Annotated in this window: 10 protein-coding genes and 1 riboswitch; of the genes, 8 read left to right on the top strand and 2 right to left on the bottom strand. The window is 55.9% G+C overall.

All coding sequences use genetic code 11. The features are described from left to right. The first annotated feature begins 436 nt into the window (after positions 1–436). Positions 437–898, top strand: a complete 462-nt coding sequence (locus BJL95_RS16770; RefSeq protein WP_071159558.1) for a hypothetical protein — start codon at positions 437–439, stop codon at positions 896–898. Positions 899–1,510: 612 nt separating this feature from the next. Here the strand turns inward: BJL95_RS16770 and BJL95_RS16760 are convergent. After that, on the bottom strand, positions 1,511–5,194 hold the full coding sequence (locus BJL95_RS16760; protein ID WP_083386119.1) for a PAS domain-containing protein: 3,684 nt from the start codon (positions 5,192–5,194) through the stop codon (positions 1,511–1,513). Between the two features lie 1,135 nt (positions 5,195–6,329). Then, positions 6,330–6,407: riboswitch (cyclic di-GMP riboswitch) on the top strand. A 119-nt stretch (positions 6,408–6,526) separates the two neighbouring features. On the opposite strand from BJL95_RS16760, the gene BJL95_RS16750 reads away from it, so the two are divergent. Beyond that, a complete protein-coding gene (locus BJL95_RS16750; RefSeq protein WP_175463741.1) occupies positions 6,527–7,306 on the top strand; it encodes a hypothetical protein in 780 nt (259 codons plus the stop codon). Positions 7,307–7,857: 551 nt separating this feature from the next. Here the strand turns inward: BJL95_RS16750 and BJL95_RS16745 are convergent. Further along, positions 7,858–8,532, bottom strand: a complete 675-nt coding sequence (locus BJL95_RS16745) for a TetR/AcrR family transcriptional regulator (RefSeq protein ID WP_071159550.1) — start codon at positions 8,530–8,532, stop codon at positions 7,858–7,860. Positions 8,533–8,694: 162 nt separating this feature from the next. Between BJL95_RS16745 and BJL95_RS16740 the strand changes: the two genes are divergently transcribed. From BJL95_RS16740 to BJL95_RS16715, 6 genes are all read left to right on the top strand, one after another. Beyond that, a complete protein-coding gene (locus BJL95_RS16740) occupies positions 8,695–9,456 on the top strand; it encodes a VacJ family lipoprotein (RefSeq protein WP_254786834.1) in 762 nt (253 codons plus the stop codon). A gap of 211 nt (positions 9,457–9,667) precedes the next feature. Then, positions 9,668–10,321, top strand: a complete 654-nt coding sequence (locus tag BJL95_RS16735) for a TetR/AcrR family transcriptional regulator C-terminal domain-containing protein (protein WP_217631700.1) — start codon at positions 9,668–9,670, stop codon at positions 10,319–10,321. Then, positions 10,318–11,784 (top strand): efflux transporter outer membrane subunit, encoded by a 1,467-nt coding sequence (locus tag BJL95_RS16730; RefSeq protein ID WP_071159548.1) that lies wholly within the window; start codon positions 10,318–10,320, stop codon positions 11,782–11,784. Before BJL95_RS16735 ends, BJL95_RS16730 begins: the two co-directional genes overlap by 4 nt. Next, entirely contained in the window at positions 11,781–12,908 is a 1,128-nt protein-coding gene (locus BJL95_RS16725) for an efflux RND transporter periplasmic adaptor subunit (RefSeq protein WP_071159546.1), read from the top strand. Before BJL95_RS16730 ends, BJL95_RS16725 begins: the two co-directional genes overlap by 4 nt. Positions 12,909–13,059: 151 nt before the next feature. Then, the gene (locus BJL95_RS16720) at positions 13,060–16,164 is read left to right on the top strand and encodes an efflux RND transporter permease subunit (RefSeq protein ID WP_071159544.1); all 3,105 of its coding nucleotides are present in this window, start codon (positions 13,060–13,062) and stop codon (positions 16,162–16,164) included. A gap of 143 nt (positions 16,165–16,307) precedes the next feature. Next, entirely contained in the window at positions 16,308–17,216 is a 909-nt protein-coding gene (locus BJL95_RS16715; protein ID WP_064031762.1) for a phosphate/phosphite/phosphonate ABC transporter substrate-binding protein, read from the top strand. The last annotated feature ends 8 nt before the right edge of the window (positions 17,217–17,224 follow it).

The raw sequence follows: 17,224 nt of genomic DNA, 5'->3' as shown, positions 1-17,224 counted from the left end.
GAAAATTTAGACCATTGTTGTCATCCGGCGCCACTTCGATTGCGCCGCGTGCCGTTCCTGCCGGATTGCCAGAAGATCGATAGGTGTAGGCGGCTTGGCTTATCCGTAGTTCGCTATTTTCCGAATCGTCAGTTTTTAAAGCAATTCGGTATAAATTTAGACTAGCAAAAAAATTCATTCATTTTCTCTAAAAACTGTCTGCGCTTTAACACTCGGAATGAGCTGTCGTTCCGAGTGTCCGGCAATCCGTTTTAACCTAAAAAGAGCAGTTTGGCGATGAAAAATCCCGTTCGTCCTGAGCCTGTCGAAGGGCGCGCGGGATTTTTCATTCACCCGTTTGGTGAGTGTATTGCGAGCCGTCCATGCTTCGACGTTGCTCAGCACGAACGGCCCGCAATACACGCCAACTGCCCTTTTTAGGTTTAAGGAGATTTCGATGACTCAAAATTTAATTTCGATCAATTTTACCGACAGCGCGCTCGCTGAAATCGATACGGCGCTGAGTGTTTTGGAAAACCACTTCTCCGGTTTTCTTAGCCTGTCGCCCGACGAGCGGCGCAATCTGGCCAAGATGGGCGATAAGACCGAAGCCTTTTGCCGGCAGACGTTGATCGTCTCCAGTCAAAATCGGCAAGCCTTGCCGCCGAGTCTGGATATGGGGGAAGCCGTGGCCGACTTGACCGCGCTGGATCAATTGCGTCCGCGCCTGCACCGTTTGCGAGAGTTAATGACTCGCGGCGACGATACCGACATGGCGCTGGGTAGCGATATTTACAGTTTCTGCTTGGACGCCTATGCCTCGTTAAAGATCGCCGGCAAGGGCGCCGCGCTGGAAACCTTGCGCGAAGCCATGTCGGTGCGTTTTAATCGCGGCGCTAAAGCCAAAGCGGCCAGCTAAGCCCCGCCAACCGTCCCCATTCCCTTGCCCTGCGGTGCGCCGGCCGGCCCGGCTCGCCGCGATCGGCGCCGATTTTATCTTAAGTGTGTTTCGGCTATCGGCACGGTGTCCGGCGCCAGGTTTATCGGGCTTAGCGCTCGGTTCGCGAGCTTGGCGGGCCGTGTTGCTCGCTAGTAGACGATTGCCGCCGGATGCCCGGACCCAATCGAAAGGCATCTCGCCTTGCGCGCAAGGCAAAAAGCCATTCGCGCAAGCCTCCGAATCCCAATCGCAAGGCTACTCGCCTTGCACGCAACGCTAAAAGCCTTGCGTACAAGGCAAAAAGCCATTCTCGCAAGGCTCGGAATCCCAATCGCAAGGCTCCGAGCCTTGAACGCAACTCTAAAAGCCTTGCGCGCAAGGCAAAAAGCCATTCGCATAAGTCTCCGAGTCCCAATCGCAAGGCTACTAGCCTTGCGCGCAAGGCAAAAAGCTATTCGCGCAAGTCTCGGAATCCCAATCGCTAGGCTAAAAGTCTTTCGAGCAAGCGAACTAGAATCGCCGGCAGGGTATAAAACGATTAATCCAGTCCGAAATTGGGGTGTGTCCCAAATTTTGTGTAAACGGAGGTATTCACGGCAGTTGGAGTGTGGTTGCCTGCAATGCGTTGAGAATGCTTGGGTAGTCGAAATTTTCCGCCAACTTCGACAGGTTTTTGTAGAGGACTAAATCGTAAGGGAGAACTTGCTCGATCACCGTGTCGATATGTTCTTGTTCCAGGCTTTTTAACGCCTGGATGAGTTCGTTGCGTAATTCTTGGGGCAATACGGATAGTCTTTCAGTCGTCAATTGCAGGGTATCCGGTTCGGTCGGCTGCGAGTCGGTATAAATATATTGCACGCCTAATTGTCTGGTCAGACATTCGTAGATTTCGTTAAAGCGGTAGGGTTTGCGCACGAAGTCGTCCATCCCCGCATCCTGCATTTCTTGCTGCTGTTCCTTGAAGGCCGAGGCGGTGACGGCGACGATCTTTACCGTTTGACCATCTTGCAATTGACGCAGGCGTTTGGTGGCTTCTATGCCGTCCATGACCGGCATGCGCCTATCCATCCAGATCAAGTCGGGGCGCCATTCTTGGAACACGTCCAAACATTGTCGGCCGTTCTCTACTATTTTCACGACGAAGCCGAGGTCTGTCATCAGGCGGCGGAGCAGCAACTGATTCTCGCGCTGATCCTCGACAATCAGGATTCGATACCGAGGCGTTCCTGGTATCGGACTCACCACTTCGCCAGGTGTTCGAATTTCCGGTCCGTGAATATCGGCAGGGCTTGCCAGTTCCAGTGGCAAATCCACCCGGAACAGCGATCCCTTACCCGGGGTGCTCTCGACGGCGATGCTACCGCCCATCATCCGCACAAACTGGCGGGTGATGGTCAGCCCCAAGCCGGTGCCGCGTTGTCCGCCTCCTTCCGTCAGCTGTACGAAAGGCTCGAATAGGCGCTGATGATCTTCAGGCGCGATGCCGGGTCCGGTGTCCTCGACTTCGATCAATATGTGCTGGCGGGCGTTGTTCTTGACGCCCAAACGCAGCGTTACGCCGCCCTGCTCGGTGAATTTCACGGCGTTATTGATCAAATTAATGATGATTTGACGAATGCGGGCTTCATCGGCCTTGATATAGCGCGGGAACTCGGATGACTGATCCAGGGTCAGCGACAAGCCTTTTTCCCGAGCGCGGAGTTGCATCATTTCAGTGACTTCCCGCACTAGCCCGCCTAAATCGAAGGCGGTGGTTTCCAGTTGCAGCCGTCCGGCTTCGATCTTGGCGACTTCCAGTACGTCGTTGATCAGGGTCAAGAGATGTTCGCCGCTGCGGTTGACGATATCGAGGTTTTCGCGCTGGTGTTCGGTTAGATGCGGATCGCGGCGCATGATATTGGAGAATCCGAGTATGGCATTCATCGGTGTGCGTAGTTCATGGCTCATATTGGCCAGGAATATGCTTTTGGCCTTGTTAGCGGCTTCGGCGGCATCTCGTGCTAACAACAGTTCCGAGGTCCGTTGCCGAACGGTATCCTCCAACCGGTCCTTGTAGCTCAACAACTCAGTCTCTGCCTGTTTGCGCTCGGTAATATCCAATGAGGTGCCGATAAAACGCACCGGTCGCCCATCCTCGTCGAAATAAGGCTCGCCGCGTTCATGGATGTGTTTCACGCGGCCATCCGGGAATAGCAGTCTGTGCTCGACCTGATACACGCTCTTATCGATGATCGCCTGGTTATAGGCTAATGTCACCTTGTCTCGGTCTTCGGGGTGCACCGTCGCTAAGAATGCGGCAAACGTCGCTTCAAATTGCGTCTTGTCGATCTCCCAAATACGGAATATTTCGTCGCTCCAAATCAACACATCGTTGATCATATCCACATCCCAGCTACCAATGTGGCCAATACGTTGCGCCTCTTCCAGCGCCGACTGACTACGTTGCATCGCTTCCTGGATCCGCTTGCGCTCGGTAATGTCCATGTTGGTGCCAATCATGCGCAGAGGCTTGCCTTCGCTATTCTGTATCGTCTGCGAGTCCGCCTTGATATAGCGGCAGGAGCCATCCGGATGAATGATGCGGAATTCAGGCGAGTACTCGCGCTCGCCCCGCAGGGCGGCCTGAATTTCTCCGTCTATATACGCCTTGTCCTCCGGATGAATGGTCCGTATCCAAGCGTCGTAATCGCCACTGAAGCCGCCTCGTTGAATACCGTAGAGTTGGTACATTGAGTCATCCCACACCAACTCGTTCTTGACGATATCCCAGTCCCATATGCCGATCTTGGCGACGCGTGTGGCCAGTTGCAAGCGCTCGGACGAAAGACTCAAAGCTTCGTCGGCCAGCTTACGCTCGGTGATGTCTATCGCCACGCCATCCCACACCGTTAGATCATTGACCAATCTGGGTCGGGAATTTATCTGAAACCAACGGTTTGTTCCATTAGCATGCAAAAACGGCAGTTCGATTGAGAAATCGCTTAATCTCCTGGCGCTGTCTGCTTCCGCTTCCTCAAGCAAAACCTTATATTGCGGGTCTAATTGAGTTAATAGCAATGCGGAATGCTTCAGAACTTGTTCCGCTTTTAGTCCATGCGCCTTTTCAACGCCGGCGCTGATAAATTTAAATTCATGCTCGCCATCCGTGGAGATTGTATATTGAAAAATATAGCCATTGGGTAAGTTGTTACCAATGGAACGCAGTTGCTCTTCATTGGATTTAACGATTTGCAAAAGGTGAAAAGTCGAAACTTTCTCATTTTTTAACTTAATGTTCAGTATTTTTATTCTAACAGTCGTTACCAGCAATGCCAGTACAATGGCGCCGAATACAATAATTTGCCAAGAATATTGCTTCAAAAAATCCAGCAGGGTGATTCGATCGACGCGATCGTACGGAGGGGCGTGTATTGCATGTAAAAGTTCGTACACCGGGGAATAATTGGCAGGCAGATCAAAGCCGCCAATAGTTAGCTTATCGATTAACTCCCGGTTGTTGTTCATGGAGAGCAGCGTGCTCACCAAATCGCGTTTTAACTGTGGGTCGATATTGCTGACGGACACTAGCGGCCACTCCGGGTACAATATCGTCGAATGTCGATAAGGGTAGCCGGGAGAATTCATGGCATGAATGATTTTAACGCGATTGAGATCGACTTTATTCTCCTCGGCCATATGCTCCAAAATACCGGAGCGGATAAACCCAACCTCCGCTCTGCCGGCGAGCACTTCTTCAACGACTTTATCCTGCGGCATGCCGGTAAAAACGATATCTTTCGGATTAGGTAAATCTAAGCCCTCCGCCTTAAACAGGTATAGCTGCGCCTGGTAACCCCCCAGCGAATCTTCAAAAACGGCTGCTATTTTGCGGTTTTTAATGTCGGCTAAAGAGTTAATATCCGTATGATCCTGAGTCGTGAATATGATGCCGCCAAAACTACTTAAACTGTAACTAGCTTCGCGATTAATTAAAGTTGCCAGCGGCTGAGTTAAGTTGAATTTATGCGAAAGCAATACATAATGCGAAGGGTTGGTCAACACAAACTCAAAACGGTTTTCTCCTATCGCCCGTACAAGTCCCGGATAATCGAGTACTTTTACCTCAAAATGATAACGTGGAAGCGATTTTGTCAAATATTCGGCCAAGTTATTCCATCTCGCTTGTTCCTGTGGGATGGGCCGAGGGGATAACATCCCGATGGTTACAAGCTCTTCTGCCGAAATAGCGGTGCAAAAAAGCAGTATGAAAAAAAATGAAATGACTTTTGCCGACATATTCTGTTTATAGGTATACGAGAGCTCAAGGAAATTGAATATGTTTATAAGCGTCTAGTAAAAATTTAACCGGAATTCGTGCTCCCAGTCGTCTAAACGCCACCGATTGCGCATAAGCGCTTTTTATCGGTCGTCCGGGCCGTGAGCTCATTATTTTGCGCGGTCTACTGTCGAATTTTCCTCAAAAACCCCGGCATTTCGGTTCACCGTCGCATGTTCTAGCTATTTGGCCGCTAATCGGGAACCGCAGATCGGCAGGGAAGGCGAGTGCTTTGATCGCGTCGCGTTCGTCGCGCTTATCCGCCCATCGACCACCGCTTTGATGTTGATGATGTCCAGGCATGTCCCACCAAGGCCAACGAGGAATACGAGGTGAATTCCGTTTTTAACGCCGTCGGTTTGAAGCTGGCCATGACCAGTACGGTTCAAGGAGCCAATGGTAATTGTCCTATATATATCGTTCTGATTACTCATAAGCCTCGGTCAATTTGAACAAACGCCCTGACTGCCATGGCGGAGTATTGGCCTCCGCGATAAAAAAACCTGATCATCATAGTCTTTGCAGATCGAATAGGTGGTTGAATCGATGCCAACACTCGGCTAGATGGCACGGCGAATCTTTGGGCTTGGATCGCCAGAAGCCACACCGTCAGAGGCCGTTTGGTACCTTCAAACAGCGTCCCTGTTGGTCAGTGGCGCTGGGTGATGACAGGCCGTACATTGACAAAGTTTGCGGGTCTTGACCACTACAAACCACCATAACTTGGGTATTGAAAACCGGCGGTCATCGTGCCTGAAATAGGGTTTCGGCGTACTGGGCATCGGTAGTTTACAGCTTCAGAAAATCCATCAAATCGAAGCCTTTTTGAAATTGGATCGGGTTCTTCTTAATGTCAGGATCCTGCAGTCGGACTAATACTTTCATCGGACTTATCGGAGGCTTCTAAGTTGTTGAGGCTCATCGATAATCAGCTTGGACTATGGCATATGCCGCAACAATTAATTAGAACTGTGTCAAATCCCGTAGAGCCGACGGTCGAATGAATTAACAGGGGTTTTTGGTTTTTAATAAGTATATGAAATTTATAGTGATTGTTCTTTGGTCTTTTTATTGCTTTCCAGTAAGTGCTCTATTTTGAGCGCTAGCCAAACCTGTCGCGAGGCAGGGCCGGAAAGCCACGGGTCTTGTAGGCAAGATAGCCGGGTTGCTGTGTCACGGGTAGGGATGCCGGGAAAGACTGCTTTTGCCTTGAAGAGGGTTAAAGCAAGTGACGCACACACAGTTGAGAAGTTTATCCATTCAACCCTTCTTTTTTGAAACAAGGTAATTAAATGAATTTGGAAATTAACGCAATACGCAAAACTAAACTCGCGGGATTGGCTATGATGTTGGCCGCCGCGACTCTGGCCCCGCAAACCGCTAGCGCGGCCCTAGTCTCAGGAACAGCGACCATCTCGCTAAACGGTGTTTGGAACTCGGCGTTTCTCGCTTCAGGATGGGCTCCGACGACTTTTTTCGATTCGTCCTTTAATAACACGATGATAAGCGGCTCTCTCGCCGGCGGAACCGCGATTAGCGGCTTTACCGGTGCTTTCGAGGCACCGATTAACACCAATACGACGACGATCGTCATCGGTGGTTTCGGTACCGCCGGCACCATTCAGGCGACGACGATGGATACCAGCAATTCCTCGGTCGGGGTTATCGGCCTTAGCGGCGCCTTCCGGTTTACCGCTCCTTCGCTGTCAACCTATCTGTCGTCCGAGGATTGGACGTTGCAAAAAATCGGCGGTACGTGGAACCTAGTGGACCACTCACCCGGCTTTCCGGACAACACCTTATTCCAACTGGTAAACGTCGTCGATAATCTGGCGACGACCGGTATGCTTGACGGCGACCTGCAGTTCTTGCCGGATCCGGCCCATCAAGCGGGTGGCTTTTCCTACTCGGGCTTTTTGGGTGCTACCGGAGCAAAACTCAGCACGACTATAGGTCATCTGAGCATCGCGCCGGTCGCGGCGGTACCTCTGCCAGCCGCGGCATGGTTGTTTGGCACCGCTTTGTTGAGTTTGTTCGGTATCAACCGCCGCAAAAACAGCATCAGCGCCTAAGTCGTTCATGGAATACGGCGTGGATTTAGCGCTAGATTGCCGCACGATGAGGCTTGCGGTATTCAAGATTAGAATTATTCCTATCGTTCTTGAAATTCATACATTGACCACTGTTGTAGTAGCGGCGTAAACGTTGCGAGAGCACGTCCATGCTTCCCCCTGAGCAGGATTTGGGCCAGGGGGTTGTTTTTTAGCGCTATCCTCCGTTTAAACCTTTTCGAAGATTTCTGATTTGATGGGCCCCTGCTTCAACTAAATGTCACAACCCTGTCAAATCAAACCAACTTAACCCAAATTTTAAGGGTCTCGCGCGGTGTTAGCGGAGAGGCTTTCCACGGCGCCCGACGCAAGATCGTGCCGCCATTGCCAAGGCGTTTATATCCAAAAGGACGTATATCGCCAAAATGGTCTACAACCAGACGACTCGGGTAATGCCGGACGGCCCGACGGATAGTGCCTCTAGGCGAATTTATGGTTGGGAGCGTAAGAATGTTTAGCGCCCGCGTTACATCCACCAACAAGCGGCCGTGCCAATCGCCGAGACCCTATGCTTAGTTATTTTGGTCGCGCTCCGGGCCGTACGCTCTCATGAAAACGTCGACGGCGCGTTCGACCACGCCTTCGATCAAATCCGGCGTCAGTTCGTGCAGGATATTCAGCAACCAGGGTTCGAAGATCTCCGACTCCAGCAAACCGTGAAAATGCGCGGCCACCAGCTTCGGATCGGCCGGGCGCAGTCGACCCGCCGCGATGACTTCGCCAAAATACTGCTCTAAATATTTCATGCCTAATCCCGGCCCGCGTTCGTAATACAGACGACCGATTTGGCCCTTGCCGGATTCGGCAACAATCATGCGTTTTAACGCTAGCCGTTGCGGCGTGAAAAACACGCTCAATATTCGCTCGCCAAGCCGCTTTAAGGTGAAGGCTACATCTTCCGACGGTTGAAGCAGGGCGAGGGTCGAGCGAATTTCGTCGGGATCGAAATTGGTTTGTTCGCCGACGTAGATCGAGTGCATCTGATCCAAATGTTGATCTGCGGACGCTTCTATCAATTCCACGAATAATTCGTTTTTGGCACTGAAGTAGCTATACAAAGTTGCTTTCGATACGCCCGCCAGAGCGGCAATGTCCGCCATCGTGGCCCGTTCGAATCCCAATTTCTCGAAGGTGGTTTTTGCCGCATCCAAAATCGCTTGGCGACGCGCCGGGCTTTTCTTTCTCAAGTTCGACTCCTTAACTAGACCAATCGGTATATTTTTGTTTGACAAGCGCGCGGGGTCAAGCCTAATCTTAACTATACCGTTTAGTTTAGTTATTATTCAAAATCGCTGGTAAACGGTTGTAGCTCTTAAGCGGGGTTTTTACCAACTATTACACAGGCTTATATGAATATGCGAGTTGAGTTTGCTAGAACACTGATCTTGAACGGCACGTTCGCCTTGTTGAGCGCCTGCGCCGCCACGCCAGCGACGGATCCGAGAGATCCTTACGAAAACTACAATCGAAAAGTCCAGTCGTTCAACGACGGACTGGACGATTACTTGATGAAACCGGCGGCGGAGGCGTACCGGTCGGTGACGCCGGACTTCGCTAACCGCGGCATCAGCAATTTCTTTAGCAACGTGGACGATATTGGCGTGATCGCTAACGAGGCCTTACAAGGGAGTTTTTCGCAATCCGGCCTGGACGGCGCCAGATTGCTGATCAATTCCACGGTGGGGCTGGCGGGATTTGTGGATGTCGCCACGATGCTGGATTTTCCCAAGCATGAGGAAAGTTTTGACAAGACGCTGGCGATTTGGGGTGTCGAAACCGGACCGTATTTGGTGTTGCCGGTGCTGGGGCCGAGTTCGGTTCGAGGCTTGGGTAGCGCGGTCGGCGACGCGGCGCTGAATCCGGTCACCTATCTCGGCCTGCCGGTGGCCGCGTCGATGGGTTCCGGTGCCTTAAGCGCGGTCGACAAACGCGCCGATCACTTAGCGATCGAAAAAATCGCCAGTGAAGCGGCAATCGACCGGTACGACTTTTTCAAGAACGCCTTCCTATCGCATCGGCGTTATGCGGTCGAAGTGGGCGACTTGCGGGAAGACGATCCGCTCGAGTCCGCCGATTCGGACGATAGTCAAACAAAGGAGGCCGGAAATTAATGGCCGCGCGTAGGCATCGAGAGGCTCGTCAAGTCGGTGCGGTTCAGCGCGGCGACGTGAGGCCGTCGGCAAGCCGCCGGCGGGTCGGATGCCTAGATCAGCGGGTTTTTGCGAAAAACGCCAATATTTTTTGCATTGGTACTTGTCGGGAGGCGATTCTTCGGGAATAATAAAAACGAAACATTTTATTTTTATTTTCCCGGAGCAAATTATGGCAGCGGAAACGATGAACAAACCCAAAGTAGGGCGGCCGAGAGCCGGTACCGAAACCGAGCGGAACGACTATCTGCTGGATCAGGCTCTGGCGCTGTTCATGCGCGAGGGCTATGCCAACACCAGTATCGCTAAAATTGCGGCGGCGGCCGGGGCTTCGACCCGAACTATTTACGAACGCTATAAAAACAAAGCCGAATTGATGCTGGCTTCGGTGGACCGCTTGGTCGAAACCGATATTTCCGAACTGCAGCGTATCGATGGCTTGGCGACGATGTCTTGCAGCGAGGGTTTGACCGCGCTCGGCGAAACATTGCTGGCTAAAGTCATGCAGCCCGACATGATCTCGTTTTACCGCATGGGCGTTGCCGAGGCGCGGCAATTTCCGGAGCTGAGCGATTTGATCGAAACCAGCGGTCCTCAACGGATTTACCAGATGATTGCCGAATATTTGCGCGGCCACGACGAGATAAGCGGGTTATCCGCTTCAGAGCGTCAGCGCGCGGCGGCCCTATTCTTGGAAATGTTGGTCGCCGAGCCGAGAAACAAGGCGCTATTCGGTTGCCTGGCTGCCGACTGGGATGCCCGCGCCCACGTCGAATTTGTCGTTAAGGTGTTTTTGTTCGGCATTGCCGACGGGAGGTCTGCGTGAGAGCGACCTTATTGACTATTCTGGCCGGCGGCGCGTTAGCCGGATGCAGCGTGTTTCCCGACTATGTCCGGCCGAGCATCGACACGCCTGCCCAATGGCAAGCCCAAAGGACCGAAGCCGCCGGCGCGGCGGAGCGGCTGGACTGGTGGCGCCAGTTCAACGATCCGGTGTTGAGCCGTTTGCTCCAGGCCGCCGAACAGGATAATCCGACGCTGGAGCAAGCCGTGGCGAATATAGCGTCGGCGCGCGCCAGCCTGGCCGGCGCGGAGTCGGGCGGCATGCCCAGCCTGACCACCAAAGGGGCTTTCACTCGCTCCAAGGGTGGCACCTCCACCGGCACCGGCGCGCAAACCACCAGCACTAGCGGCTCGAGTTTCAATACCGGCATTACCCAAATTTTGTCCGGTAGTCTCGATGCCAGTTGGGAGTTGGATTTATTCGGCAAGTTCGCCTTCAACCGGCAGGCCGAGCAGGCCCGACTGGCGGCGGCCGAATTGACGCTGCACAACGCTAAAGTGAGTTTGGCGGCCGAGGTAGCGAGCGATTACGTCAGTTACCGGGCCTGTCAACTGACGGCGACCGCCTATCAAAACGCGATCGCTTCCAAACAAGACACCGCGCGCTTGACCGGCGTGCTGGCTGGTGCGGGATTTTCGTCGCCGGCCGACGCGGTATTGGCGGAGGCCAGCTTGCATGCCAGCGAATCCAGTCTGATCGCTCAACGCACGGAGTGCGACAACACCGTCAAGGCCCTGGTGGCATTGACCGGTCTGGCCGAAGCCGATTTACGCGCTTGGCTGGCGGCTGGCGGCGGCATACCGGTACCCGCGCAATTTCAAGTGGATAGTGTGCCGGCCGATTTGCTGACCCAGCGGCCGGATTTGGCCGCCGATGAGCGTAAGTTGGCGGCGGCCAGCGCCGACATCGGCAACGCGGTCGCCAAACGCTATCCTAGCGTCAGCCTGACTGGTTCTATCGGCAAGCGCAAAACCGAAACCACCGGATTGACCTTGAGCAGCAACACCTGGTCGATCGGACCGACCGTTACCTTGCCGATCTTCGACGGCGGCGAATTGCGCTCCAAGGTCGATAGCGCTGAAGCGGCTTACGCCAGCGCGCTGGCTACCTACCGGAGCGACATTCGCAGCGCGGTCAAGGAAGTCGAGCAAGCCCTGGTCAATCTGAGCGGTGCCGAGCAACGGGAACGCGTGGAAGGCCGTAGCGCCGAGCAATATCGCCAGTATTTTCGCGCGGCCGAGCTCAACTGGCGGTCAGGCGGTCTTAGTCTGCTGTCGCTGGAGGACGCGCGCGGCCAGATGATCACCCAAGAAATCAGTCACATCACCCAACAACAAAATCGCGTGCAGTACTGGATCGCGTTGTACAAGGCGCTGGGCGGCGGTTGGCGCGCCCAGGACACGCAATTGAGCGCCGGCGACACCCAGCGCGAGGAGTCATTATGAATATCAGCCAAACATTTTCGATACCGACCTGGATTGCCGGGTTAACCTTGGCCGGTCTAAGCATTGCGTTACCGGCTCTGACCAGCGCGCCGGCGCCGGCGGCGGTCTCCGCTAAATCCAAGGCGGTGCTGGCGGTCGAAACGCTGGTGCCGACTAGACAGGAGTGGCCGGTGGCTATTAAGGTCAACGGCGCTGTGGCGGCTTGGCAAGAAGCCAAAATCGGCGCCGAAATCGGCAGTCTGCGCATCAAGCAAATTTTGGTCGACGTCGGCAGCCGGGTTAAGCGCGGTCAGGACTTGGCGGTGTTGGCCGACGACACCGTCCTCGCCGAATTGCACAAACAACAAGCGAGCGTCGACAAGAGTCGGGCCAATCTGGCCAAGGCCCAGGCCGACGCCGCCCGCGCCCGCGAAATTCAAGACAGCGGCGCCTTGTCGTCGCAAAAAATCGACGAGTACGTGATTGCCGAGCAAACCGCCCGCGCCGATCTGGCCTTGGCGCAAGCGGAGCTGGAAAACCAGCGGATCCGCTTGAGCCAGACTCATATCGTCGCGCCGGACGACGGCGTGATTTCAGCGCGCGGCGCCGGCCTGGGCGACGTGGTCGCGGCCGGGACCGAGTTGTTCCGGCTGGTGCGCCAGGGGCGGGTGGAGTGGCGAGCCGAGGTCAATGCCCAACAGCTTGCGCAAATCCGCGTCGGCCAAGCGGTGGAATTGAGCTTGCCCGACGGCGGCAGCGTGATCGGCAATGTGCGGATGACCGCGCCGACCGTGAACGATACCACCCGCAACGCGCTGGTTTACGTCGATATTCCCAACGCCGGGGCCAAGCCGGGCATGTATTTGCAAGGCAGCATCGTCGTCGGCGCGCAAACCGCCTTGGTCGTGCCGCAGACCGCGTTGGTCTTGCGGGACGGCCGCGATTACCTGTTCGAAATCGCCAAGCCCTCCGGCTCGGCGGACCAAACCGCCAGGTCGGTGATTCAACGTAGCGTCGTCACCGGCCGCCGACTCGGCGACTGGGTGGAAATTCGCGAAGGCATCTCCGGCGATGCCAGTTTGATCGCCGGTGGCGGGGCGTTTTTGAAGGATGGCGACATCGTCAACGTAACGCCCAAGATCTGAACCGCGCGGAAGCAGTCCGCCCGGTAGCGCGCCGGCCTGACGCCGGACCGTCCGCCTGCCAACGGCGACTTTTTCAGCCGCGATGCCGAGCGCATCGCTATTTATCAATGTCCAAGCACCGCATCGCGGTCTTGGGCGTGGGAGCAAAATCATGAACTTTTCCGCATGGGCCATCCGCAAGCCGGTACCCAGTCTATTGTTGTTCGCGGTGCTGTCCATCCTGGGCGGCATGGGTCTCAAGCAATTAGGCAAACAAAACTTCCCGGACATCGAAGTGCCTATCATCACTGTCGCCGCCACGCTGGAAGGTGCGGCGCCGGCGCAATTGGAAACCGAAGTGGCGCGCAAGATCGAGGACAAGATCGCCGCCATCGGCGGCGTTGAGCACGTGCGCACCACGATCACCGACGGCTCGGTGGCGATCAAGGTCGAGTTCAACATCGACAAGAACTCCGAGGAAGCGTTGAACCAAGTGCGCAACGCGGTGGACGGCGTCCGCGCCGAATTGCCGTCGGCGATGGCCGCGCCCATTATCTCCAAGACCACGACGGCCGGTAACGCCATTCTGACTTATGTGGTCAGCGCCGAGAATATGGATGAAGCGGCATTGTCCTGGTTCGTCGATAACGATGTCAGCAAGCGTTTACTAGCGGTCAACGGCGTCGGCAGGGTGACGCGTACCGGCGGGGTCGATCGCGAGGTCCACGTCGATCTCGATCCGGTACGGATGGCCGGCTTGGGCGCGCAGGTTAGCGAAGTGGCGACGCAGCTGAAAAAAGTCCAGCAGGATGCGTCCGGCGGTCGCGGCGACATCGGCGGCGGCGTGCAGGCCGTGCGTACCTTGGGCCGGGTCGCGACGGCCGGCGAGCTGCGCAACCTCGATATACCGCTCGCCAACGGCAGCCACATCAAGCTGGATCAAATTGCCGACATCAGCGATACCATCGCCGAACGTTCCACTTACGCGACGCTGGACGGCCAGCCGGTCATCGGCTTCGATATCGTCCGCAATAAAGGCACTAGCGAAGTGACCGTGGCGGAAGCGGTGCGCGCGGCACTGGCCGAGTTTGGCGCCGATCATCCGCAAGTGAGCATCCGCGAGGCCTTCGACACCGTCCAGCCGGTCGAGGACAACTATACCGGCTCGATGCATTTGCTGTACGAAGGGGCCTTCCTGGCCGTGGTCGTGGTTTGGTGGTTTTTGCGGGACTGGCGGGCGACGCTGGTCGCGGCGGTCGCGTTGCCCTTGTCCATCCTGCCGACTTTCGCGGCGATGTGGTATTTCGGTTTTAGTCTGAACATTCTGTCGTTGCTGGCCTTGGCGCTGGTGGTGGGGATTTTGGTGGACGATGCCATCGTCGAAATCGAAAACATCGTGCGTCATTTACGGATGGGTAAGACGCCGCTACAGGCGGCAATGGACGCCGCCGACGAAATCGGCTTCGCGGTGATCGCCACCACCTTTACCTTGGTGGCGGTGTTCTTGCCGACCGCGTTCATGGGCGGGGTACCCGGCAAATTCTTTCGTCAATTCGGCATGACCGCGGCGGCGGCGGTATTGGCCTCGTTGTTGGTGGCGCGCTTGCTGACGCCGATGATGGCGGCCTATTGGTTGAAACCGCATCCGGAACGCGACAGCGGCGATAATCCGGCTATGCGGGCCTATCTGAAGGTGGTGGACTGGTGCCTAGGCCATCGCTGGCTGGTTGGCGTCGGCGTGGTGGCGTTCGTGGCCGGTTCGCTGAGCCTGATGCCCTTATTACCCAAGGGTTTCGTACCGGCTTCCGACAACAGTCAAACCAAGGTTTCGCTGGAATTGCCGCCGGGCAGCACGCTGGCGCAAACCCGCAACATCGCCGCCGAGGCCGAACGCCGTTTACGCGAGTTGCCGGACGTCACCCAAGTCTTTACGGCGGACGGTGTTTCCAGCAGTGGCGGTGGTGGTCCGGATGCCGCCAGCACCAACTACGAAGTGCGCAAGGCCACCTTAACCCTAAGCCTGCGCGACCGTACCGAACGCCCGTATACTCAAACCACGATCGAGGCGGCGATACGCGACAAACTGGCCGATTTGCCCGGCGTGCGCGTGGCCGTCGGCAGTGGCGGTAGCGGCGAAAAGCTGCAACTAACGCTGGCTAGCGACGATCCGCAAGCCTTGCGCCGGGCCGCCGACGCGGTCGAACTCGAACTGAGGCAAGTGCGCGGCCTGGGCAACATTACGTCGAGCGCTAGTTTGCAACGCCCGGAGATTCAGATTACCCCGGATTTCAACAAGGCCGCCGAATTGGGCGTCACGGTCGAGGCCTTGGCCGAAGTGGTTAGGGTCGCCAGTTACGGCGACTATGCCAACGTGATGGCCAAGCTGAATCTGCCGCAACGGCAAATCCCGATTCGGGTGCGGCTGGCCGAGTCCGTGCGCCACAGTCTCGACGAAATCGGCCAACTGCGGGTGGCCGGACGCGCCGGCAGCGTCAGTTTGGCGACCTTGGCCGACATTCGTCTGGCCGGCGGCTTGCAGCAGATCGATCGCTTGGACCGGATGCGCAACACCACCTTCGAAATCGAGTTGGGCGAGCGCGTGGTCGGCGACGTGTTGGCCGAAGTCATGCAATTACCGACCATGCAAAATCTGCCGGCCGGGGTGCGCACGATTGAGTCCGGCGACGCGCAACGGATGAACGAGTTGTTCGGCAGTTTCGGCGGGGCGATGGCGATTGGCGTGTTGTGCATTTACGTGGTTTTAGTGCTGTTGTTCGGCGACTTCAGCCAACCGGTGACGATACTCGGCGCATTGCCGTTGTCGCTGGGCGGCGCCTTCCTGGCCTTGCTGATGACTGGCGGCAGCTTCGCGATGCCGAGCGTGATCGGGCTGTTGATGTTGATGGGCGTCGTCACCAAAAACTCTATCCTACTGGTCGAATACGCGATGATTGCCCGCCGCGAGCGCGGCATGAGCCGGCTGGACGCGGTAATCGACAGTTGCCGCAAGCGGGTGCAACCGATTTTGATGACGACGATCGCGATGGGTGCCGGCATGCTGCCGATTGCGATGGGGCTGGGCGCCGACCCGAGTTTCCGGGCGCCGATGGCGATTACCGTGATCGGCGGCTTGCTGACGTCGACCGCGTTGAGTCTGGTGGTGATTCCGGTGACGTATACCGCGATCGACGATTTGATGAGCACGCTACGTCGCGGCTTGGTTTGGTTGGCGCGGTTACGGCTCCGGCCGGTTTGGCGGGGATCGCCGGCGCGTTGACGTCTCGCCAACGGTGCGCGGGCGGCGGCTATCGGCGAAGTCCGCGTGGCGTCGTTGGTGGCCGCTTAGACTATCCTTAGTAAAGGTAGGGTATGGAAGACCGGCGTGAATTGAAACTCTTGGGGGGATCGGGGATGCCAATCATGCTAAGTCGCATGTTAAGGCGCGGTAGATCGTGGCTATTGCTGTCGTTAACGGCGATGGCTTGTCAGCGCGCTGAAGAACCGGCTTATAGTCCTAGTCTGAGCGATGTGCCGACGGAAATCGTCGAATATGTCGTCGGCATCCATCCCTTGCATAATCCGCAACGCTTGATGGAAATATACGGCCCCATCGTAGATCATATGAACCGGTACCTGCCCGACGCCCGCTTCAAGCTGGAAGCTTCGCGCAATTACGAAGAATTCGACAAAAAACTGTATGCGGGCCATTTTGCGTTCGCGATGCCTAACCCCTATCAATCGGTCGAGGCCCTGCAACACGGCTATCGAATCTTCGCCAAAATGGCCGACGACGAGAATTTTCGCGGCATCATCCTGGTGCGCAAGGATGGCGGGATCCGGGATCTAAGCGATTTGAAAGGCAAGGCGGTGGCTTATCCCGCTCCGACGGCGTTGGCGGCGACGATGTTACCGCAATATTTTTTGCAGACCCACGGTATCGACGTTAACCGCGACATCGAGAATCGCTACGTCGGATCGCAAGAGTCGGTGATTATCAACGTATTGCTCGGCCACGTCGCCGCCGGCGCGACTTGGCCGGTGCCTTGGGCCAGCTTTTCCAAACAGCGTCCGGAGCAGGCCGCCGAATTGGAAGTGAAATGGCGGACGGATACGCTACCGAATAACGCCTGGGTCGTTCGCGCGGATATTCCGGGTGGGCTGGCCGGACGCTTCGCCGAGGAATTGCTGGCATTGCAGGATAGCGAGGAGGGCAGAGCGATTCTGGCTGGTTTGCCGGTATCGCGTTTCGAAGCGGCCGACGCCGAGACCTACCGGCCGGTTCGCGATTTTCTGGTGAAATTTTCGAGCGCGGTGAGGCCGTTAGACTGAATGAACGA

Source organism: Methylomonas sp. LWB, assembly GCF_001856095.1.
GTDB lineage: Bacteria > Pseudomonadota > Gammaproteobacteria > Methylococcales > Methylomonadaceae > Methylomonas > Methylomonas koyamae_A.
The sequence above is the reverse complement of the archived record's forward strand: the minus strand, read 5'-3'. Positions and strand labels throughout refer to the sequence as shown.